Consider the following 20,903-nt stretch of genomic DNA (forward strand, 5'->3'; position numbering starts at 1 on the left):
TTTGGATGGGCCTCAGGTTGAATACCTTCAAGACGCCGGGCGGGTATCGGCTCGTCTATCCGAAGGGCGGATACATCTTGCACATGCTTCGCGCGATCATGTACGACAACAAGACCGGCGATCAACGGTTCATCGACATGATGCACGACTTCGTCAAGACCCATTTCAACCAGAACGCTTCGACTGAGAGCTTCAAACGCGTGGTCGAAAAACATATGAAGCCAAATATGGACCTCGACGGTAACAAGCGAATGGACTGGTTCTTCAACGAGTGGGTGTACGGGACTGAGCTGCCGCGGTACCGGCTCGAGTACACGCTCGCCACGGAAACGGACGGGAAGATACTGCTAAAGTTAACGGTCTCGCAAAGCGGAGTTTCGGAGAACTTCAAGATGCTGGTACCGATCTATCTGGATTTCGATGGCAAGTGGATGCGGCTAGGCGAAGCGAGGATCACCGGGAATTCAACGACGCCGGAGTTCAGGGTGAAATTACCGCAACGGCCAAAACGCGTGGGACTAAATGCGTTTCATGATGTGCTCGCAGTGGAGAGCGTCAGCGAACAAAAATGATCCTTGAAGGACGTAGGGCAGGATCACAGATCGGCAAGGGCGGTTTACCCCCACTCTTCCGTTTCGCAGTCACCAACAAGAGAGCGGGGTAAACCGCCCTTCCCGACCTGTGATCCTTACTAACTGTCCTTTGTGGCTCAATGTGGTATTGCACCTGGGAAGAGATAAGCGTACGCCATTACGATAAGACCCACTATCGAAGCCAGCGCGATCGAGTGCCAAAACACAAACTTGAATATCACGCCTTCGTTTCCAACCTGATTCGTAGCAGCTGTGGCTACGACGATTGATTGAGCGTCCACCATTTTGCCCATCACTCCGCCCGCGCTGTTGGCCGCGCACATTAGAATAGGACTCAGGTTTAGTTGCTCGGCGGTGATGCGTTGCAGTCCTCCGAACAACGCATTCGAAGAAGTGTCGCTGCCGGTCAGCGCTACTCCGAGCCATCCAAGAAAAGTGCCGAAGAACGGGAACAGCCATCCCGTGCGCGTGAACGCAAGCCCGAGTACAGCGTCCATCCCCGAATAGCGAGTCACAAATCCAAGCCCAAGCATGAACGAGATCGCCAACACCGCGAATCTCATTCGAACCAACGTGCGCCAGAAGATTCTCGCAAGCTCCGCCGGCGAAACACCAAGCAGAATCCCCGCGAAGATTGCCGCGATGAAGCAAGCCGAGCCGGTCGCCGAGAGCCAGTTGAAGTCGAACTTCGCTTTTTCGGGCTCGGGCTTTGAAACTACCGGAGCTGCGCGGGTCACTGCCAGATGCAGCACCGGCACGTCCCATCCGCCTCGCTCAAACGCGGGAGTGGACGTCTGGTTGAGCGCCGTCTTGATCGCCGGCAGTCCCCACAACAACACAAAGAGGGTGAGCACCATGAAAGGCATCCACGCTCGCGCGACTTGCGCCGGCCTCCGCGAATTCGAACCGCTGGATGTCCCGGCGGCCGAGGCCGCCGCTTCAGCGTCTTCGCTCGCGGCCTCAGCTTCATGCGCGGGATCATCGTCGAAGCGCCAGATGCGGCGCGGCTTCCAGAAGCGAAGAAACATTACGGTTGAAACCAGCGACACCAATCCGCCGGCGATGTCGACCAGATTGCTGTCTACGAAGTTCGACCACACGAACTGAGTCGCGCCGAATGACAATCCAACGACCAGTATCGCGGGCAGCACTTCGAACGTCTCGCGCCAGCCAACCATCGCGCGCACCAGCCAGAATGGAACGATGATGGCGGTGATGGGAAGAATGCGGCCTATCATGGAATTCAAATCCGCTTCGGGCAGTCCCGATACGGCAGCCAGCGTGTGGACTGGCGTGCCTATGGCTCCCCACGCTACTGGCGCGGTGTTAGCGATCAGGTTAAGAGCGGCTGCGTGAAACGGTTTGAACCCGAGCCCGATCATGAAAGCGCCGGCTATCGCGACCGGCGCGCCGAATCCCGCCGCGCCCTCGATCACCGCGCCGAAGCAAAAGGCGACCAGCAGCGCCTGCAATCTGCGATCGGGAGTGATCGCCGCAACTGACTGTTTCATTATTTCGAACTGGCCGGTATGAACCGATATGTCGTAAAGAAAGACCGCGGCAACGACGATCCAGGCGATTTTCAAGATGCCGAACCCGGCGCCGTAAAACAAGCTCGCGGTCGAAAGCGACCACGGCATCTGAAACACGGCACTGGCGACAATGAGCGCGGTCGCCGCTCCCGCAATGGCTGCCCAATGCGGCTTTACTCGAAAGATCGCGAGCAAACCTAACAACACGACGACCGGCAGCGCGGCCGCCAGTGTCGATAACCACCACACGCCGAACGGGTCATAAACCTGTGTCCACGACATCTTCTCTTTCTCGAGACTGTGCTGGATTCGCGGTGGGCGCGTCACACCGCGCGATAGAATCTATCTTTGAAATATTGGAGCGAATCTCTAATGCAATTGGGAGAGCCACTTCGTGGAGGTAACACCCGCCAGCTACAATAATCCGCCCGCTATGCTGCCACCATCAACAGCGTCAAGCCCCCTTGATCACGGTTGTCAGCGCCGATTTGGCGGAGGTGGAAGATGTACGCATCGCCAGTCTGCGCTCCGGACAAGGTCGCCGTGAAGGTAAACTCGGTGAATTGCCCGGCGCCCAGTTTGATCTTCGCTTCATAGCTTTGCTGGCGAGCCAGGATCGCGCTAAGCAAGCCGGGCCGGCTACGATCGGTCACTTCTGCATTCGGAAAATCAGGGAGCACAAATTTGAAGCTCCGCGGCGGCGCGGTTGTCAGCCGGTTAGAGCCGTGTGCCCCTTGAAGCCGTGCCGATACGACTTTCTGGACGAAACTGTTCGGCTTGAGATCGACCACAGCGCGAAGCGTGACTTCTTGCGAGTTGACCGGGTCCGGATTGACGGTCGCCACCTGAGAACTCTGCGTACCGGGGGGAACAGGGGGACTAACAACGATCCCGCCGCCGGAAGCTACAACGCAGAGATTATGCTGCGCGACGTGCGGGTCGCCGGGCGCGAAGAAGTTTTGGGCACTCGGCGTCAGAGGATCAGGATAGCACCTCGCAACCATGCACAGGTCACCAGGACTGTGAGGATCAGCCCGATTAAACCCAAGGGACTGGTTCACCACCATTACCTGAGTAGCGGTGGCGCCCTCGGCGGGGAAAGGCGTGCCGATGCTTTGAATCTCTCTCGCGCTGGCTCGATTATTCGGGGCCATCGCCAGGGACGGACCGGCCACCCACAACTCGGCAGTAACGCTCTCGGCAAAGGGCGTCGTACAGCCGCTGCCGGCAGCTTTCCTATGTAGTTTCACCGCTACACTGATGTTGGGGCCCGAGGGGCCGCTAAGGCTGATGTCGGGGCTAAGCCACCAAGTGTCGGTGCTGTTATGTGCTCCTCCATCGCCTGGTAGTGCCTCCATGAATATGCAAGTGTCGGCTGCGAGACCGGGGTCGTTCGGCATAGCGCGCTCCTTTCGGTGAGTCTTATCTCTAGTCTGTGCGTGTGACGTCGAGATTCAATAAGGACCGTCGTCAATCAGGACCGGGCGCTATCTTACGACTTCCCCTTGCGGTGATCAAGCTGACATGCTCCACCTCAACTCACGATGATTCTATGATTGGACTGATGACTCGCCACATTAGATGACTTTCATCTCACAGCTTTTCACCTTCGCAAAGCTTACCGTATTCGCTGGAGTAGTGAAGAGGGATTTCCCGATACTCGGCAGTCTCAAGGCAATACACCAGACAACGGTCGAAAGGCCGCGAGTAGATGTGCAAGCTTACCGCCCGCTGATTGAACTCGGCGAGGTTCAGCACTTGATGCACAGGTTCAGCGGCGTCCACTTCGGCAGGCACAAGGCGGTGTATATCGAGCGCATCGGTGGGTTGCAGTTTGCAGTATCCGGTCGAAGCGTTCTGATCGAGCACGCGGAAGTTCTGCACCCTAAGCCTGCCCGTCGGAATCGCCATCCAGCAGCTCTGATTGTGATGATTGTGGATCTGCGAAACCTGCCCGATATCCCAGCAAATCGCGATCAGCTCGAACAGGTCATTCTTGAAAATCAGGTTGCGCGTATAGTGGTTATTGCTGAAGAACAGGTACTGAGCGAGGGAGCTTTCATCAACCGGATGTTGCTTTAGATAATCGTAGACCACGCCGGCGCGAAAGTCTTCCTGAGGTATGGCACACAGCTCGGCGACAAACTGATCGATAGAGACTAGTCGTGCGGTTGCTTCAACGCTCATGATTCAGTTCCTAACCACGGCGGAGGCGCACGCTACCCCGGCTCGGCGGTCGTCTCTCTTTTTCGCGGTAAGGCTGGCCCGGGCTACTCGTCGTGCAGCAGCGATCTCAATTGCTCGCGAAGCTCGGGAGTATTCTCGTGTCCGTGACTTCCGACTGCGTGTTGAACGGCAATCTCGAGGATCTCTTCGTCTAATTCGTCGCTACTTTTTCCCAAAGGCGCGAACGCGAGCCACGACGGCAGCGACCTCTTCGTCCGATAGCTTGGCCTTGAACGCAGGCATGAACTTGCCTTTTCCGTTCTTCGTCGCCTCGGTGATCTGGGCATCCGTATGCGACTTCTGCCACGCCGCATCAGTGAAATCCGGCTGCCCCTTCTTGCGCCAATTCGGAATTCCACGCCCATCCTTGCCGTGGCAGGTCGCGCACTTTGCTGTATAAAGCGCGGCGCCGTCGGCTACCGGATATGGGGCGGGGGTGCCTGCCGGTGTGCCGGTGGTCAGAACATACGCCGAGAGAATTATTGCTGCTAGAGAAATCGATCCCTTGAACTTCGTGCTGTTTTTCATGTGGCTGCTATTTCTCCTCGGGTTCGTCATTGTAGTGTTGGTGTATGAGATGAACACAAACCAAAGTCTGTTGTACCGCCTCATTCTTGGACCGCCGATGATAGCAAGTCACGGCCTAAAAACCAAACATCAAGCTCGCCGCTCCAGCCGAGCCCGCATCGGTCTACGAGCACCTCAGGACCCACCTCCAACAGCATCGAAATGATGTGCGCGGGGCGCTCCAGCCGTCGAAACTTCAACGCTGCGAGTTCTTGAACGTTTCGCTATTTCGCGCCGGCTTTTGCAAGCGCTTCTGCGACGTTGGCGTGGTTTTCGCGCTTGGCGTACATCAAAGCGGTGTAGCCGTACTTGTCCTTCGCGTTCACGTTTGCGCCTTTGTCGATCAAGGCCTGCGCTGCATCGGCGTGACCCCAGTTGGCTGCGAGTATGAGCGCAGTCCGGCCCTCTTTATCCTTATCATCAAGGCCGGCGCCTTTTTCGAGCAACGCCTTCACAACCTCGGCGCGATTGTTTGAAGCGGCCTCAATCAACGCCGTCGAGCCATCCTTGCTCTTCGAGTTCAGGTTCGCACCCTTCTCCAGCAGCGCCAGCACAACCTGAATGTGGCCAGGTCCTGCCGCCTCAATCAAGGCAGTGTGGTCCTCCTTGTCTTTTGCATTGGCGTCGGCTCCTTTTTCAAGAAGCAGCTTCGCGGCATCAAGGCGGCCCAGGAATGCCGCGTCCATCAACGCGGTTTTACCGTCGGCGCTTCTCGCGTTGACATCTATGCCCTTGGCAAGCTCCGCGCGCAGAGCATCGACGTCTCCTCTCTTGGCTGCCGCGTGCAGTTCCGCTGAAGCGTCTTGAGCGTAGGCTGCCGTCGGAATGAGCAGCGCGAATAACAAAGCCGCGACCAGGCAGCCTTGATGAAGAACCGTCGTACCGATTCGATGTTGTGCGCGCCGAACGGAAGAAAGAGGCACAAAGGCTACACTGAATGTCGAGTCTCGATTCATGACCCTACCTCCACCTTGCCGGGCGGCCAGTTCGGTCTGCTGATGGCCGCGTCACCGCCGCAGAGGCGCCAGCTCGGAGTTATTCACGCGAGCAAGCTCTCTTACCGCAATGCTACTCCCGCAAGATCCTTTAGATTCGATTCCGGCCGGTATGCTGTTAGAAGCAGCATTTGGCTCGTTAGATGGCTCTCTTTTACATCTAAACGTTTTGGGTGTCAATCTTCAGGCATTGGAAAGGAGGTCGCTATTTGGCCTGCCGCGTAGCGCTACTTGTCGATAGACGAAATCGGTGCGAATCCGTCAAGCCCGCGTCATCGGCGGTCTATGAGTTCGTAAGCATCGCATTGCCCGCGCCGCATAGACCACGGATGACACTTGATTCGGCCGATTCACGCGGATACCCCGTTTACTACTGAAGCGCATGCTACAGGCCACTAGTTGCTTCACCGGCGCCATTCATCTATCAACGAAGCGACCAGCGCGCTCCAGCCCGTCTGGTGCGAAGCGCCCACGCCCGCCCCATTGTCTCCGTGAAAATACTCGTAGAACAAAATGTAGTCGCGCCAATGCGGGTCTTCCTGAAACTTCTTCGTCCCGCCGTAGACCGGCCGGATGCCCTCTTCATTCCTGGTGAATATTCGGATCAGCCGATTGGCAATGCCTTCTGCTATCTCGGTCAAGGTCGCCTCGCGGCCCGATCCATCCGAGAGCGGCACACTGAAGTGCGGTCCGTATGCCTTGCCAAGTTTTCTGAGCGACTCGATCATCAAGAACGACGTTGGAAACCACACCGGGCCCCGCCAGTTCGAGTTGCCGCCTTTTATCTTGTTGTCCGACTCTGCCGGTTCGTAGCGCACTTCGCTGTTGCCGAACACATACGGGTGCTGCTCGTGATACTTCGACAGGCTGCGGATTCCGTAGTCGGATAGAAACTCGGCCGGATCGATCAGTCTCTTAAGAATCTGTTTGGTTTGATCCTGGTCGACAATCGCCAGAACGTGCACGTCGACTCCTTCGTGCTGTATGTGGTAACAGACGCGCTCCACCAGCTCCGGCCTGTTTTCGGTGAACCATTCAAGGTTGGAGCTGAACTCTGGAAAGCCCTTCATCCACTCAACCTCGAGCCGTTCGATCGCGTATAGCGGAATAAGCCCTACAAGCGAGCGGACGCGAAACTTGTGGAAGCTCCCGTCGGGATAGCGCAGCACGTCGTAGAAAAAACCGTCCTTCTCATCCCACAGCGAATAGTCGCGGCCGCCGCGGTGCTTCATCGCGGCGCCGACGTAGATGTAATGCTGGAAGAACTTCGTCGCAAGACCCTCGTAGACTTTGTGCTCCTTCGCAAGCTCGAGCGCGATGCGCATCAGGTTCAAGCAGAACATCCCCATCCATCCGGTCGCGTCGCTCTGTTCCAGCACGACACCGGCTTGAAGCTTTTCACTCCGGTCGATCACCGTGATGTTGTCGAGCCCCAGAAAGCCCCCTTCGAAGATGTTGTTGCCCTCGCTGTCTACCTTGTTCACCCACCACGCAAAGTTGATCAGCAGTTTGTGAAAACACTTCTCCAACCAATCGCGATCCGCGCGCCCGGTCCTTATCCGGTCCATGTTATACACTCGCCAACAGGCCCAGGCGTGCACTGGCGGGTTCAGATCCGAGAACTCCCATTCGTAAGCCGGGAGTTGGCCGTTCGGATGCTGGAACTGCTCGAAGAGCATCAGCCACAGTTGCTCCTTGGCGAACTCGGCATCGACAAGCGCCAGCGCCACGGTGTGAAACGCGAGGTCCCATGCGGCAAACCACGGGTACTCCCACTTGTCGGGCATCGAAAGAATGCGCATCGAGTTCAGATGCTGCCAGTGGGCGTTCCGAGCCGAGTGCCGCGATTCGGGCGGAGGGTTACTGGGGTCGTCGCCTTCCATCCATCGATGCACGTCATACAGATAAATCTGCTTGGTCCACAGCAGGCCCGCGAACGCCTGACGCTGAATGCGGCGCTCGTCTTCACTGGCCTTGGCCGGGTGAATGAAGTCGTAAAACTCATCCGCTTCGGCGAGACGCTGCTGGATGACTTTGTTCACACTCTTGAGCGGCGCGTCCAATTGCTCCGAAGTGAGGCGCAACCTTAGGACAATCGAACCGCCTGCGGGAACCATGCGCTCATAGTGTAGGCCCGCCTTCGTGCCCACGCGCGCCGGGTTGATTGCCGCTTCGCCGTTGATGATGTAGCGATGGAATGCATCCTTGTAGTAGGGCTCGGGGCTGGGCGATCCCACAACGTGCGCGCGCGACGGGTTCGTTTCGTTGTTGGTGAACAGCATCTCGGCGCCGGCGTCCGCATACAGGTAGCGAGGCCCGAGGCTGTAGCTGAATGCAAGGTTTTTCAGTATATGTGCCGTGCAATCGCTGGCTATCAGGCCCTGGTGATCATCGCCCGCGGGACCTGGCGATATTGAAGGCTCGGCGCTCCGCTGATTTGTCCAGCCCCACGTGTTTCTAAACCACAGGTGAGGGATGATGTGAAGCGGCGCGTCTTCAGGTCCGCGATTGAAGGCTTCGATCTTTATGCATATGTCTTCGGGGGAGGCTTTCGCATACTCGACGACGATATCGAAGTACCTGTCTTCGTCAAACACGCCGGTGTCCAGCAACTCGTATTCAAATCCTCGGCCCCCACGGCTTCGATTCTCGTCGATCAGACGCCGGTAAGGGAACTCAGCCTGCGGGTACTTGTACAGGTATTTCATGTAGCTGTGCGAAGGCGTGCTGTCGAGATAGAAGTAATACTCTTTTACGTCTTCGCCGTGATTGCCTTCCGAAGGTACGAGGCCGAATGCGCGCTCTTTCAAGATCGGATCGCGCCCGTTCCACAACGCGAGAGCGAACACAAGCAACTGGTAGCGGTCGCAGATTCCAGCCAGCCCGTCCTCTCCCCATCGATAAGCGCGGCTACGAGCCATGTCGTGAGTGAGATATTCCCAGGCATTGCCGTTCGCACTGTAGTCTTCGCGAACGGTCCCCCAGGCGCGCTCGGTTACATAGGGACCCCAGCGACGCCAGGGCGGTACGAGCCCGACATTCTCTCTGAGCCGCGCATGCTCTTTAGTTGGAGGAGGAGTCTTTTCGTCGGGATTATCGTTCATCGTTCCTTAAGGGGAAGCTTTGATGGGAATCGAACGGATTGAAAATTGAAAATTGACCTTCAAGCTCAGATCTCGCACGTGTCACCCGCCCAATCACTCCGGCTGCTGCTGGACGTCTGTCGGCGGCGGTTTCTGTTTCAGGTATCTCGAATAAACGAACAACCCGGTCGCGCCAAGCAGAAGCAACGAGATCAACGCGACGATCAGAATAACGGCGTATCGATGTTTGGGGTGCTCGGTCTGAACTGTGGCCGGGTCACTCGAGGCGGCCTCAAACGCTGGTCTTTCCGCAGTCGGCCGCGAGCCGAAGTCATCGTCATCAATCGCTGCCGCTTCAGCTAAAACCGGCGCCTCGAACTGCGCGGTATCGTCTGTCGCTGCCGCAGGCGGGCCCACCGCTCCAAACCGAGCAAGATCGGCTACATTAAGCATCTTGGTAATCTGTTTCTGTTCTGTCTCCGCCGGCGGCTCGTCAGGCGGCGGAGAGGTCAGCGACTTCGCGCCTCCGGCGAAGTACTCGGAGGAGTAACCCTGGTTCAAAGCGCTAAGACTTCCGGTGATCGAGCCGGTCTCGTTTGCCGAGTGCAGCGCTTCTCCATCGAAGCGCGCAATAACCACGGTAATATTGTCTTCCCCCCCGCGCTCGTTGGCCTTGTCTACCAGGACGCGGCACGCCTCGGTCAGGTCATCGACGCCTTGAATCATATCGCGCATATCGTCCGGTGGGACTTTGTTCGATAACCCATCGCTGCAGAGCACCAGGCAGTCGTTTTTGCAGAGCTGGACCGCGGACATTGCTACCTTGACCGCGGGCTGGGTTCCCATTGCCTGCATGATTACGTTTTGCGGCACCGAGTCCATCTGGTCCGGCTTGATGGCGCCTGAATCGACCAGCATCTGCGCGAGCGACTGGTCCTTTGTCAGTTGTTTGATCTGTTTGCGGCGCATGAGGTAGGCGCGGGAGTCGCCTACCTGGGCGATGTAGGCCGTCGTCCCTTGCACGAGCACGGCTGTGAGGGTCGCGCCCATTCCCGAGAGCTCCGGGTCGTCCTGGGAACGATTCCAGATTCGCTCATTTGCGATCTCGGCGGCGGTCTTCAGCCGTTCGGGAAAGTCCATCGACGGGGTCATCTCGACAAGCGACTCGCGAATCGTAGTCACCGCCATCTCGCTGGCTATTTCGCCCGCTGCCGCGCCGCCCATTCCATCGGACACGATCATCAAGCTGCCGAGCTCGCCGAGTTGGTGGGTGCTCACGTCCGGGGCGAGGCCTACCTTGCCCGCCGTTAGATCGGCTACAAGGAACGCATCCTCGTTGCCGCTGCGATGCATTCCCACGTCCGTGCGGGCAAAGACTGAGACTAGAACCTCGTTCATAAGGGAGTCCGTTGCCGGTGTTACCTCTTCTTAGTCAGTGAGCCGGGGTCCTCGGACTGCGCACCTCCGGCCCCGTCCACCAGCTCGAAACGAAAGAGTTGCTTGCCGACGAGAATCGTATCGCCGGGCACGAGCTCAAGCTCTCCTTTGATCTTGATAAAGGTGCCGTTGCGGCTGCCTTCATCAGTCAATATGAAGCTGGCGTCTCGCAGTTCGATTCGCGCGTGCCGCCCGGACATGAAGCCATCATGCGGGAACGTGATCTGACCATTGCTTCGTCCGATCACCGTCTCATCGTTCAACTCGTAGACGTCGCCCGGCTGGCCGCCTTCCATGACCAGATGCAGCCGGCCCTTGGGAGGAGCGGCGGGCTCCGAAGAGATCACCATTGTCTTCCCGTAGGTGACCGGCGCGCCGCAGTTCGCGCAAAAGGAGCTGCCCACATTGGTGGCCTGACCGCACTGAGTGCAAAGCACTCCGGACACCGATTCCCTGTGTTCAATCGCCGGCTCGTATCTGCTTTCGGAAGCCGGCGCGCTGGGCTTGTGAACAGGCGGAGTGGGAGCCGGCGCAGCAGGCTTTGATTGCGGTGGCTGCTTGGCGGCAACCCTCGGAGGCTCGACGACCTTGGGCGGTGCAGCTCCGGACTTGGTCGTTGGCGGCGGCTGCTCTGAAGCCGGCGCCTCTCGAATGGTAGCTGGCGCACCAGACCGCGGCTGCCTTACGGGCGTCTCTCGGGGAATCTCGGGCTCGACCACCGGAGTTTCTTGCTCGAGGGTTCTTGCTTCCTGATCGACCGGAGGCGGCTGTGCCACAACGGTTCTTAATTCACGTTCCAGCGGAGTGGGAGTGTCCGCATTTGTCCTCAATCCATGGGAGGGCTTCTCCACGACGGTCTCGAAGTTCCGCGCGGGGCTCTGCTCGATAACAGGCCGTTTTTCCGGAACGGTCTTGAGCCCAATCGGTATTTCTGCCGGCCGCTGAGGAGGTGGCTGAGCAGGAGGCTGAGGCGGCGGCGCTTGCGGTTGAACAAGCTTCTTGCCGCACTGCTGGCAGAATGACCAACCGGCCTCGTTCAACGTGTTGCACTCTGAACAGACTATTCCTTCTTGCTCCACTGGTGCTTTCGCCTCCTCTCGATGATGGCTGTCTGGCTTGACGGCAGCGGGGGGGCTCGAGGCGGGCGATTGAACTCGCGCGGCTGGCGCTTCGGCGACTCCCGCGAGCGAGGTCGCACACATGCGACAGACAGACGACCCCGGCTTGTTTCCCGCTCCACAGTTTGGACAAGTGATCATTCTCTTATTTAGGGGCTTATCTTAATGGATCTTCTTCGGCCGTTCCCGCCGCTCATTATACGCAAAGCCTATTTTAGTTGGAAACAGAAAAGCGAGATGTGCTGAAGCTATGAATCGATGGCCCTCAGTGGGCACCCCTCCACTCTAACTCCAGAGCCTAAAATCTCACCGAGGCGGCGTCCCAGCGACGGACGTCTTTTAGAAAATCTGGCCTTCCCTCACGAACTCGACAAGAGCGTCGCGCCAATGCCGCAGCGGCTCGAGCTCCAGCTTTTCAGATACCAGACATCGCATCGCCGAGTTGTGCGGACGAGGCGCCCGTTGATTCAGCGCAGCTCGGGTAACCGGTTCGATCTCCACTTCGCCCAGCCCTGCCAGATCGAGCGCCACCCGGGCAAAGTCGAACCAAGTGGCCGGGCCGGTAGAGGTGACGTGATACAAACCGTGCGCGCCCAGATCGATGATCTCTTCAATGCGAGCGGCGAGGTCGGGCGCGTATGTCGGAATCGAAGTCTGATCGATCACGCCTTTCAGTCTTGCTCCCTTGCGCGCGTACTCGACGACGCGGCTACCGAAGTTCTTCCCGCCCGCGCCGAACAACCACGAAGTGCGGACGACGTAGAACCGCTCAGCTTCTTCGCGCACCGCAAACTCGCCTGCCAGCTTAGCCATGCCGTAAACGCTCAGCGGCTTTGGCTCGTCCTCCTGGGTGTAGGACCCTTCCTTCGATCCGTCGAACACGTAGTCGGTGCTTACGTGGACGATGTCCGCGCCGAACTCACCGCAAGCGCGAGCCAGGAACCTCGGACCCCTCTCGTTGATCGCGTAAGCCCAGTCAGGTTCAACCTCGCAGCGATCGACATCGGCGGTCGCGGCGCAGTTGATCAATACGTGCGGGCGAACCGCTTCGACTGCGCGCCGAACATCCTCCTCTTTGGTGATATCAAGGTCACTACGCGGCAAGGCAACGACTCGCCAGCCAGACTCCGTTAGGCGCGACTGCATCGACCGCCCCAGCAAGCCGCCCGCGCCGGTTATCATCGCGGTTCGCGGTTCGGACAACACGACTTGAACCGACGCGCGAGCGCTAACCTCTGGGTCGCTCGCGCTTTCTATTTCAATCATAGATGACTCGGATATTACCAGAATCGTACTTCATCTTCCCCCGTACATCCGTTCGTAGTACTGGAGGTATTCGCCAGACCGCGTGCGAGCGACCCACTCGGCGTTGTTCTGATACCAACCGACGGTCTTTTCGATGCCGCTTTCGAAACTCTCTTGAGGGTGCCAGCCGAGCTCGGTCTCGATCTTCGTAGGATCGGTCGCGTAGCGGCGGTCGTGACCCAGCCGGTCAGTTACGAAGGTGATCAGTGAGTGCGGCCGGTTCAGCAAGTCCAGAAGCGTATGCACAATCTCGAGGTTGGTTTTCTCAGCGCGCGAACCTATGTTGTAGACCTCGCCGCTGCGGCCGGCGTGGAGGACGGCGTCAATTGCGCGGCAACAGTCTTCGACGTAGAGCCAGTCGCGCACATTCAACCCGTCTCCGTACACAGGAAGGTTCTTGCCCTCGAGCGCGTTTGTGATCATCAGCGGGATCAGCTTCTCCGGAAACTGATTTGGGCCGTAGTTGTTCGACGCACGCGTTGTCACCACGTCCAACCCGAAGGTGACGTGAGCCGCGCGGACAAGGTGTTCGGCCGCAGCCTTTGATGCGGCGTACGGGCTGTTGGGACGCATCGGCGAAGCTTCGGTGAAGTAGTCGCTGTTGGAGCACGAGCCCATCACCTCGTCGGTTGAAATCTGAACGAAGCGCGACACTCGAGCTTCTCTAGCCGCATCCAGCAACGTCTGTGTCCCAAGCGCGTTTGTTTCGACGAAATCAGCCGCGCGTTCAATCGAGCGGTCAACGTGTGACTCGGCTGCGAAATTCATCACTGCGTCGGCGCCGGGCAGGGCCGCGTCCAGCGCCTTGCGGTCGCAGATGTCACCACGGACAAAAGTATAGTTGTCGTGCGCCTCGACATCGCGGAGGTTGTCGAGGTTGCCGGCGTAGGTGAGCTTATCGAAGTTTACAATCTTGTAGTCGGGGTGAGTCGCAAGCATATGGCGGATGAAGTTCGAGCCTATGAAACCTGCGCCGCCTGTTATGAAAAGCTGCATCGTTTCCCTCTTAGAGATGGTTGATCGCAGATTGTAGTCGCGCGGTTCTCCTTTTATCAACTCATCGTTATTGCGCCTCGTGCAGAACCGAACCGCCTGCCTGGCTGAGGTTTCTCGCCTACAGATCGCCGGTGCTCACGCGCCAATCCCCCAACCGGTTCCGGTTGGGGGATTGCTGCCCGAACCGTGTGTTAAATTATTCGCGCAATGCCGAAGAGCCAGTCAGAAAACATCGACGCGTTCATCAACACGCTGCCCGATCCGGCAGGCGCGCGCGCATTCATGAGCCGGCTGGAAGCCCTCGGTCCAGCGCGCGCCAGTGACCACAACCGAAATCCCCTTTTGCTCTCCCGAATGCTGACGCTTGCCGGTCATAGTCCGTACCTGGCTGAAACTCTTCTCCGCCATCCGGAACACATCGGATGGCTCGAGACCGAAAGCGGGCGCGGCTTTGACCGGGTCAAATCAACCGAGCAGTTGTCGGAAGAACTCGCCCGATTCGTGACGCGAATCATCGACGCCGACGACCCCACACGGCTGGCGCGATTCAAGCGCAGAGAGTTGCTCAGAATTTATCTTCGTGACTGCCTGGGAATCGCCACGCTGTCGGAGGTGACTGAGGAGCTATCCAACCTTGCGGACGTGATACTCGGCTACGGTCTCGCGCGAGCGAGCCAGGAAATGGTCAACCTTCACGGGTCGCCTTTGACTCACGACCGGCGCGGCCGGATCGAGAAAGCAGAATTTGCCATCGTCGCGCTCGGCAAGCTCGGCTGCCGCGAGTTGAACTATGCTTCGGACATCGACCTGTTGTTTCTGTTTTCAGGAAACGGAGAAACATCCGGAGACGGACGAAGCAGCGAGTCTGTAATCGGCAACAAGGAGTTCTTTGCCAGCGTAGCTCGGCGCGTAGTTCAGGTGATCGGCGGCAGCTCGGCCGAAGGCGCGGTGTATCGCATCGACTTGAGGCTGCGTCCGTATGGGCGCGACGGCGAGACGGTCAGCGAAATCGAGCGCGCGGCCGACTACTACCGCAATAGCGCCCACAACTGGGAGCGGCAGGCGCTCATTCGCGCGCGAGCGTCGGCCGGCAGTGAGATTGTTGTGACGCGTTTCCTCGAATTGGTGCGCGACGCGATCTTCACTCGGGATGCGCTGCCCGGCACGCTGGAGGGAGTGCGGCGAGCAAAAGAAAAGATCGACCGAAAAGAAGCGGCTCGAAGGCGCGGCTTCAACGTCAAGCTTGGACCAGGCGGCATTCGCGAGATCGAGTTTATCGCTCAGGCGCTGCAGCTCAAACACGGCGGGCGTGAGCCGTGGGTGCGTTCGGCCCAAACCCTGATCGTACTCGCGCGCCTTGCGGAAAAGCATTATCTGACTGAGCCCGAGCGCGCGCGATTGTCGGCGGCCTACACCTTCCTGCGAACGGTCGAGCACCGATTGCAGATGGAGCACGGCGCGCAAACTCACACGTTGCCTGCCGCTCGGCCGAGGCTGGAGCTGCTCGCCCGGCGTTGCGGCTACACTCAAGCGGACGATCCGGCGACTCACTTCATCCGCGACCTTGAACGCCACGCTTCCGCGGTGCGCGCCGTCTACAGTCGGGTGTTTGTAGAAGTGGCTCGGCCGCAACCGCCTGATGAAGCTCCGGGTGAGTCCGGTGGACCTGAAGATGAAGCTTCGCGGCTGATCCAGCAAACTGCCGCGCGGCTGATCAAGCTAATCGATGCCGCCTCCGATCAGACCAAACAGATCTTCACCGGACGGGAAGCGATCGAGCGCGTGCTTGCGCCGGCGCTGCCCTCTGCAATCAACCCCTCGCGCGCGCTGCGCAACCTGGGCTCGTGGGCTGATTCATTGTCTACCTACACAAACGATCAGATTCGCGCGAGCGGCTGGGCGGTCCGCGTAAGCGACTGGGAAAGACTGATCGAGAGGTTACTTCTAGTGCTCAGCAGTCAATACCTGTCACATCTGTTGGTGTCACGCCCGGTCCTTGCGAGCGCGCTTATCGAAGATGAGCCCGCGCACACACCGGCAGATTTCATTCGCGTCCTGAGCGACGCGGTTGAGAAAGAGAAAGACGCGGCCTCGAAACCTGACGCATTGCGCCGCGCTTGGTACCGTCTCGTGATCGAGATCGGTTACCAAGACATGTCCGTAGTCCGTGGTCCGGAGACGGGCGACGGGCGACGGTCAACGGACGACGGTCGACGGGACGACGGACCACGGACTAATGACCAACTTCGCGCAAACAACCTGGCTCAGACAGCTCTCGCCGAAGCCGTGCTGCGTATCGCGGCAGAGATCGCGCTCGAATCACTCGGCATCGACGGGATAAACCCGGAAGAATTGCCGTTCACGATCCTCGGGCTTGGCAGGCTCGGACACGCGGGAATGGACTACGGGTCTGATCTGGACCTGCTAATTGTGTTTGACGATGACCAGCCGTGGCCCTCAGCTATGCTGGCTTCGAGCGCGAGCGGGGCCGTCTCGGGCTCGACTACCTCGAACGAATTCTATGCCAGGTTCATATCGCAAATTGTTCGCGTGCTGTCGTCGATCACCCGTGAAGGCTTGCTCTATCGCACCGATCTGCGGCTCAGGCCCGAGGGCAAGAGCGGACCGGTGGCCGTTGGGCTCGGCGGCTTGCTCGCCTACATCACCAATCGAGCTTCGGCGTGGGAGCATTCCGCCTACCTCAAAGCTCGAGAGGTTGCCGGCAATTCGCAATTCGGCGAGCAAGCTCGGAAGGCGATCTGCGATGCGAGTTTTGATGCGGCGTCGCGAAACGAGTCGCTTCGAGAAGAGTTGCGCGACATACGCGCAAGGCTTGTGAAGGAGAAGGCGCGCGGCGCAAGGCCCAACATAAAGTGGGGCCGTGGCGGAATGATCGATGTTTATCTCGTGACCAGGTATTTGCAGCTTCGCGACCGGATCTACTATCCGCCCGAGATGGGCACGACCGCTTTGATTGCGCATCTCGGCGAATATGGTGCGCTCGATCGTGACGAGGCTCGAGTCTTGTTTGAGGGCTACACTTTCCTGAGAAGACTCGATCACTGGATGCGGCTGCTTTTGGATCGCCCGAGCCCGATGTTGCCAGCCTCATCGATCGCGCTTGGGGACATCACTCGCGCGCTGGGTCTGTCGTCTAGTGAAGACTTCGAACTTGCGTTTGTCCATCAGACCGGCGCGATACACAAGGTCTTCGAACGAGTCTTCGCTTGAGTATGAGAGTTCGCACGCTGTGTCTGGACACGGCTCACCTGGTGGCTTTGACCAGCAGGTCCTGAGCGGCGGCATAAACATCATCTACTTCAACGCGAGTCATGCAGCGGTGATCGATCGGGCAGTCGCGCAGCATACAAGGTGAGCACTCGACGTCGTGGCGCACGACCGTAGCCGCATCTGAAAGCGGGCGCGTGGAAACGTGCTCGGTGGGTCCGAACACCACAACGGTCGGCACCCCCAAGGCCGCCGAGACATGCGCGGTGCCGGTGTCATTCGATATGACCAGCGATGTGCAAGCGAGGACGGCTTTCAAATCAGCGATGTTGGTCCTGCCGGCAAGCGCCGCCGCCCGAGATCGCATGCGTCGCGCGACTTCTTCTGCTGCTTCAACATCCCCGGCTGTTCCAACAATGACCGTCTGAAAACCGTTTTGCTCGGCGAGTCTATCTGCGGTCGCAGCGAAGCGCTCCGCGGGCCAGCGCTTGGCCCGGCTGTTTGTAGCGCCGGGGCACAGCGCGAGGATTGGCGCGGCGTCAGTCCGAATGCCAGACTGTTCCAACATCAACCGCGCGCGTTCCCGTTGATCGCGGCCAACGTGAAGCTGCGGCCCGAGCGTTTCCATCTCGACGCAACTCACGCCACTTAGTTTTTCTTCGAGCTTCGCGGCGATGTTTAGATAGTAACGGACCTGGTGCGCTCTCTTGTGGTTCTGCTCGAAAGGGACGACGAAGTGGAGCAGCGCTCGCCGAGAGTCGGTTGGATAGCCCGCGATCATCTTTGCTCCGGCGGCTCGCGCGAGCAGCGCCGCTCCAACCGCGTTTTGAAGTAACACCGCCAGATCGAATCGCTCGCGTCTCAATTGCCGCGCTTCGCGAATGAAGTTGCGTCCTGTATGAACAAGGCCCGGCGCGTCGTGAACCGGGATTACGCTGTCGGCTAGTCCCTCGCCCTCAAACAATCCCGCCACCCAGGGCCGCGCAACAAATGTGATTCGAGCGTCGTGGAAGATGCGGCGCAACTCTCTTAGCGCCGGCGCCGCCATCACTGCGTCGCCGACCCAGTTGGGCAGCCGAATCATAACGCGATTGATGGATTGAGGGTTCATAGAGATTGCAGATTGCGGATTGCGGATTGCGGAATTCAGATTGCGGATTTTGGCGCGGTGATAGCCTTGGATTTGCCATTCGACACGCGAAATTCCCCAGCGAGTGTTCGCTCTTCAATCCGCATTCCGCAATCCGCAATCCGCATCCGCAATTCGTTTAGACCCCGATCTGGCTGTAATCGGTTAACACCGTCTTATCCCCGAGCACCGCTCCGCTTCGAACTTCGACCGACCGGCCGATGTGACAGCCCTTTCCTATGACCGAGCCTTGAACCGTCGAGCCCGCGCCCACGCGAGTGCCGGCACGCACGACTGAGTTCTCAATTCGCGTGCGCTCTTCGATGTAGCAGTTGCGGCTTACGACCGAGTTGACTATCTGCGCGCCCGCTTTCAATGTGCAACTGGGATCAACGACAGAAGGCGCTTCGATCTCGGCGGTCGCATCGAACTTTTCGCCCCGCTTGGAGGGCAGCGGCGGCAGAAGGTTTACTCGGCCCGCGATCACATCGAGGTTCGCTTGCAAATAGCTCGAAGCCGTTCCGATGTCGCGCCAGTAGCCCCGCCAGGTGTACGCAAAGAATGGCTCTTCGCGCTCGAGCAGTTGAGGAAAGACTCCGTACTCGAACATGAACGGCTCGTCTTCCGGAACGTAGTCCAGCACCCGGGGCTCGAGTATGTAGATGCCCGCGTTTATCGTATCGCAGGTAACCTCTTCCGGCTTCGGCTTCTCGAGGAAGCGGCGCACGCGGCCGTCTTTCTCCGTCTCAACCAGACCATACGCCGTCGGATTGGGCACGGGCGTCAGCACGATGGTCGCCGCAGCCTGGCGCTCGCGATGAAAGCGAATCACTTCGTTCAAGTCGATGTCAGTCAGCACGTCCCCGTTGAACACGACGGTCGTCTCGCTTATCAAAGCTGCGGCGTTTCGATAAGCGCCCGCGGTTCCCAGCGGCGACGCTTCGACGACGTAGCTGACACGAACGTTGTAGTCGGTCCCATCTCCGAGTTTGTCCTCGATCTTCTGCGGCTGATATGAGAGCGACAAAATGACATCGCGGACGTCGGCCCGCTTGAGCAGTTCGAGTTGATAAAGCAGGAAGGGTTGATTGGCAATTGGGACTATCGGTTTGGGAGTGTGCATCGTGAGCGGCCGGAGGCGAGTGCCCTTTCCGCCCGCCAGTATTAATGCCTGCATTGAACCCGTAGCTCCTGTCGATGATCTGTAACGAGCTAAGATTAAGCAGAAGTCTATCACCGCCGCGCGGACGTGACAAAGGTTCGGGCCGAGCCAGCGGTGTGATAAAATTCGATTCACGCATAAGAAAGGCGATACAAAATGACGGACGCAGTTATTCTTTCGGCAGCAAGGACACCGGTCGGAAAACTACTCGGCGTGTTGAAGGATTTCAGCGCGGTTGATCTGGGAAAGATCGCCGCGCGCGCCGCGATCGAACGCGCCGGTATCGATCCGAATCTGGTTGACGAAGTCATAATGGGCAACGTAGTTCAAGCTGGAAATGGACAGAACCCCGCGCGCCAGGTAGCGCTCGGCGCGGGCATTCCCAACAGTGTTGCGGCGCTTACGATCAACAAGGTTTGCGGCTCGGGCTTGAAAGCCGTGATGCTGGCAAGAAATGGAATTAGCGTCGGCGAGATTAACGTAGCGGTTGCGGGCGGTATGGAGTCGATGACCAATGCGCCTTATTTGCTCAAAGGCGCGCGGCAGGGTTACCGGTTAGGCAACGGGGAGCTGATCGACTCGATGATTCACGACGGTTTGTGGTGCGCGTTCGACAACTGGCACATGGGCTGCACCGGCGAAGTCGTCGCCGAACGCTACAGTGTCACTCGAGAAGCACAAGATCAGTACGCGCTGGACTCGCATCGTAAAGCAGTGGCCGCCATCAAAGAAGGGCGCTTCGATCGCGAGATTATTCCGATCGAGATTCCGCAGAAGAAGAGCCAACCGCTGGTTGTTCGAACTGACGAAGGTCCGCGCGAAGATACGTCGCTCGAAGCTCTCGCAAGATTGAAGCCCGCATTTAAGGAAGGCGGAACCGTGACCGCGGGTAATGCCCCGAGCGTGAACGATGGTGGGGCGGCGGTCGTGGTCGCTTCGGCTGACGTTGCCCGAAAACTGGGACGCAAGCCGATGGCTCGCATAGTTGCGCAAGCTACGAGCGGCGTGGAACCGAAGCTGGTGATGATGGCCCCGCTGACCGCGATCCAGAAGACTCTCGAACGAGCCGGGTGGGACCTGGCTGACGTCGGTCTGATCGAGTTGAATGAGGCGTTCTCGGTTCAAGCTGTTGCTATCACACGCGAGCTGGGGATCGATCCTTCGAGGCTGAACGTCAACGGTGGCGCGGTCGCGCTCGGGCATCCGATCGGGGCAAGCGGCGCCAGAATACTGGTCACGTTGCTTTACGAAATGCAACGCCGCGATGTGAAGCGCGGGCTCGCAGCGTTGTGCCTGGGAGGCGGCAACGCCGTCGCGATGGCTGTCGAGAGATTAGATTAAAAGCCCCCGGAGACGTTGATCTGCCTTTGGATGTCAGCCCGCAGTGAGTTTAGAAGCTAGTTTACATTAGCTCCGGTCATTCGATCCGAGCCATCGTAATTTCTGATAGTGTCCTAGTCGACCAACACAAGATTAGGACTCTACCCGTATTTCCTGATGCCCAAAAACAAGCGGTCAAATAGTGCCTCACG

Annotated in this window: 16 protein-coding genes; 3 read left to right on the forward strand and 13 right to left on the reverse strand. The window is 58.6% G+C overall.

Annotated elements, in window-relative coordinates; genetic code table 11:
• Positions 1-572: hypothetical protein (locus tag AABO57_13535; GenBank protein MEK6286755.1), on the forward strand; the 572-nt coding region annotated here is incomplete at its 5' end.
• Between the two features lie 137 nt (positions 573-709).
• Here the strand turns inward: AABO57_13535 and AABO57_13540 are convergent.
• The 11 genes from AABO57_13540 to rfbB all read right to left on the reverse strand — a co-directional run bounded on the left by AABO57_13540 (position 710) and on the right by rfbB (position 13,852).
• Positions 710-2,407 (reverse strand): L-lactate permease, encoded by a 1,698-nt coding sequence (locus tag AABO57_13540; protein MEK6286756.1) that lies wholly within the window; start codon positions 2,405-2,407, stop codon positions 710-712.
• Between the two features lie 149 nt (positions 2,408-2,556).
• The gene (locus AABO57_13545; protein MEK6286757.1) at positions 2,557-3,525 is read right to left on the reverse strand and encodes a hypothetical protein; all 969 of its coding nucleotides are present in this window, start codon (positions 3,523-3,525) and stop codon (positions 2,557-2,559) included.
• Between the two features lie 193 nt (positions 3,526-3,718).
• Positions 3,719-4,312: a cysteine dioxygenase family protein gene (locus AABO57_13550; GenBank protein ID MEK6286758.1), complete on the reverse strand. Its 594-nt coding sequence runs from the start codon at positions 4,310-4,312 to the stop codon at positions 3,719-3,721.
• A gap of 83 nt (positions 4,313-4,395) precedes the next feature.
• Positions 4,396-4,527, reverse strand: coding sequence for a DUF1059 domain-containing protein (locus tag AABO57_13555; protein ID MEK6286759.1), 132 nt, complete (start codon positions 4,525-4,527; stop codon positions 4,396-4,398).
• Positions 4,514-4,879: a c-type cytochrome gene (locus AABO57_13560; protein ID MEK6286760.1), complete on the reverse strand. Its 366-nt coding sequence runs from the start codon at positions 4,877-4,879 to the stop codon at positions 4,514-4,516. The genes AABO57_13555 and AABO57_13560 overlap by 14 nt, the downstream gene beginning before the upstream one ends.
• 263 nt (positions 4,880-5,142) lie before the next feature.
• A complete protein-coding gene (locus AABO57_13565; protein ID MEK6286761.1) occupies positions 5,143-5,874 on the reverse strand; it encodes an ankyrin repeat domain-containing protein in 732 nt (243 codons plus the stop codon).
• Positions 5,875-6,317: 443 nt separating this feature from the next.
• Complete coding sequence (locus tag AABO57_13570; protein ID MEK6286762.1) at positions 6,318-9,017, reverse strand: glucosidase; 2,700 nt, start codon at positions 9,015-9,017, stop codon at positions 6,318-6,320.
• Positions 9,018-9,110: 93 nt separating this feature from the next.
• Positions 9,111-10,394 carry a Stp1/IreP family PP2C-type Ser/Thr phosphatase gene (locus AABO57_13575; protein ID MEK6286763.1) on the reverse strand — a complete coding sequence of 428 codons (1,284 nt, stop codon included), beginning with the start codon at positions 10,392-10,394 and terminating at the stop codon, positions 9,111-9,113.
• A 20-nt stretch (positions 10,395-10,414) separates the two neighbouring features.
• Entirely contained in the window at positions 10,415-11,692 is a 1,278-nt protein-coding gene (locus AABO57_13580; protein ID MEK6286764.1) for a zinc ribbon domain-containing protein, read from the reverse strand.
• A 198-nt stretch (positions 11,693-11,890) separates the two neighbouring features.
• Positions 11,891-12,817 carry a dTDP-4-dehydrorhamnose reductase gene (gene rfbD, locus AABO57_13585; GenBank protein MEK6286765.1) on the reverse strand — a complete coding sequence of 309 codons (927 nt, stop codon included), beginning with the start codon at positions 12,815-12,817 and terminating at the stop codon, positions 11,891-11,893.
• Between the two features lie 30 nt (positions 12,818-12,847).
• On the reverse strand, positions 12,848-13,852 hold the full coding sequence (gene rfbB / locus AABO57_13590; protein MEK6286766.1) for a dTDP-glucose 4,6-dehydratase: 1,005 nt from the start codon (positions 13,850-13,852) through the stop codon (positions 12,848-12,850).
• Between the two features lie 207 nt (positions 13,853-14,059).
• Between rfbB and AABO57_13595 the strand changes: the two genes are divergently transcribed.
• A complete protein-coding gene (locus AABO57_13595; protein MEK6286767.1) occupies positions 14,060-17,083 on the forward strand; it encodes a hypothetical protein in 3,024 nt (1,007 codons plus the stop codon).
• 34 nt (positions 17,084-17,117) lie between these two features.
• Here the strand turns inward: AABO57_13595 and waaF are convergent, their stop codons facing one another.
• Positions 17,118-18,191, reverse strand: a complete 1,074-nt coding sequence (gene waaF, locus AABO57_13600) for a lipopolysaccharide heptosyltransferase II (protein ID MEK6286768.1) — start codon at positions 18,189-18,191, stop codon at positions 17,118-17,120.
• 157 nt (positions 18,192-18,348) lie between these two features.
• Positions 18,349-19,386 carry an NDP-sugar synthase gene (locus tag AABO57_13605; GenBank protein MEK6286769.1) on the reverse strand — a complete coding sequence of 346 codons (1,038 nt, stop codon included), beginning with the start codon at positions 19,384-19,386 and terminating at the stop codon, positions 18,349-18,351.
• Positions 19,387-19,527: 141 nt separating this feature from the next.
• On the opposite strand from AABO57_13605, the gene AABO57_13610 reads away from it, so the two are divergent.
• Positions 19,528-20,712 carry an acetyl-CoA C-acetyltransferase gene (locus AABO57_13610; protein ID MEK6286770.1) on the forward strand — a complete coding sequence of 395 codons (1,185 nt, stop codon included), beginning with the start codon at positions 19,528-19,530 and terminating at the stop codon, positions 20,710-20,712.
• The last annotated feature ends 191 nt before the right edge of the window (positions 20,713-20,903 follow it).

The organism is Acidobacteriota bacterium, from assembly GCA_038040445.1.
Taxonomy (GTDB): domain Bacteria; phylum Acidobacteriota; class Blastocatellia; order UBA7656; family UBA7656; genus Onstottus_A; species Onstottus_A frigus.

Coding starts and splice junctions, on each gene's coding strand:
- AABO57_13540 (MEK6286756.1), bottom strand. CDS start 2,407: ATGTCGTGGACACAGGTTTATGACCCGTTCGGCGTGTGGTGGTTATCG.
- AABO57_13545 (MEK6286757.1), bottom strand. CDS start 3,525: ATGCCGAACGACCCCGGTCTCGCAGCCGACACTTGCATATTCATGGAG.
- AABO57_13550 (MEK6286758.1), bottom strand. CDS start 4,312: ATGAGCGTTGAAGCAACCGCACGACTAGTCTCTATCGATCAGTTTGTC.
- AABO57_13560 (MEK6286760.1), bottom strand. CDS start 4,879: ATGAAAAACAGCACGAAGTTCAAGGGATCGATTTCTCTAGCAGCAATA.
- AABO57_13565 (MEK6286761.1), bottom strand. CDS start 5,874: ATGAATCGAGACTCGACATTCAGTGTAGCCTTTGTGCCTCTTTCTTCC.
- AABO57_13570 (MEK6286762.1), bottom strand. CDS start 9,017: ATGAACGATAATCCCGACGAAAAGACTCCTCCTCCAACTAAAGAGCAT.
- AABO57_13575 (MEK6286763.1), bottom strand. CDS start 10,394: ATGAACGAGGTTCTAGTCTCAGTCTTTGCCCGCACGGACGTGGGAATG.
- AABO57_13580 (MEK6286764.1), bottom strand. CDS start 11,692: ATGATCACTTGTCCAAACTGTGGAGCGGGAAACAAGCCGGGGTCGTCT.
- rfbD (MEK6286765.1), bottom strand. CDS start 12,817: ATGATTGAAATAGAAAGCGCGAGCGACCCAGAGGTTAGCGCTCGCGCG.
- rfbB (MEK6286766.1), bottom strand. CDS start 13,852: ATGCAGCTTTTCATAACAGGCGGCGCAGGTTTCATAGGCTCGAACTTC.
- AABO57_13595 (MEK6286767.1), top strand. CDS start 14,060: ATGCCGAAGAGCCAGTCAGAAAACATCGACGCGTTCATCAACACGCTG.
- waaF (MEK6286768.1), bottom strand. CDS start 18,191: ATGAACCCTCAATCCATCAATCGCGTTATGATTCGGCTGCCCAACTGG.
- AABO57_13605 (MEK6286769.1), bottom strand. CDS start 19,386: ATGCAGGCATTAATACTGGCGGGCGGAAAGGGCACTCGCCTCCGGCCG.
- AABO57_13610 (MEK6286770.1), top strand. CDS start 19,528: ATGACGGACGCAGTTATTCTTTCGGCAGCAAGGACACCGGTCGGAAAA.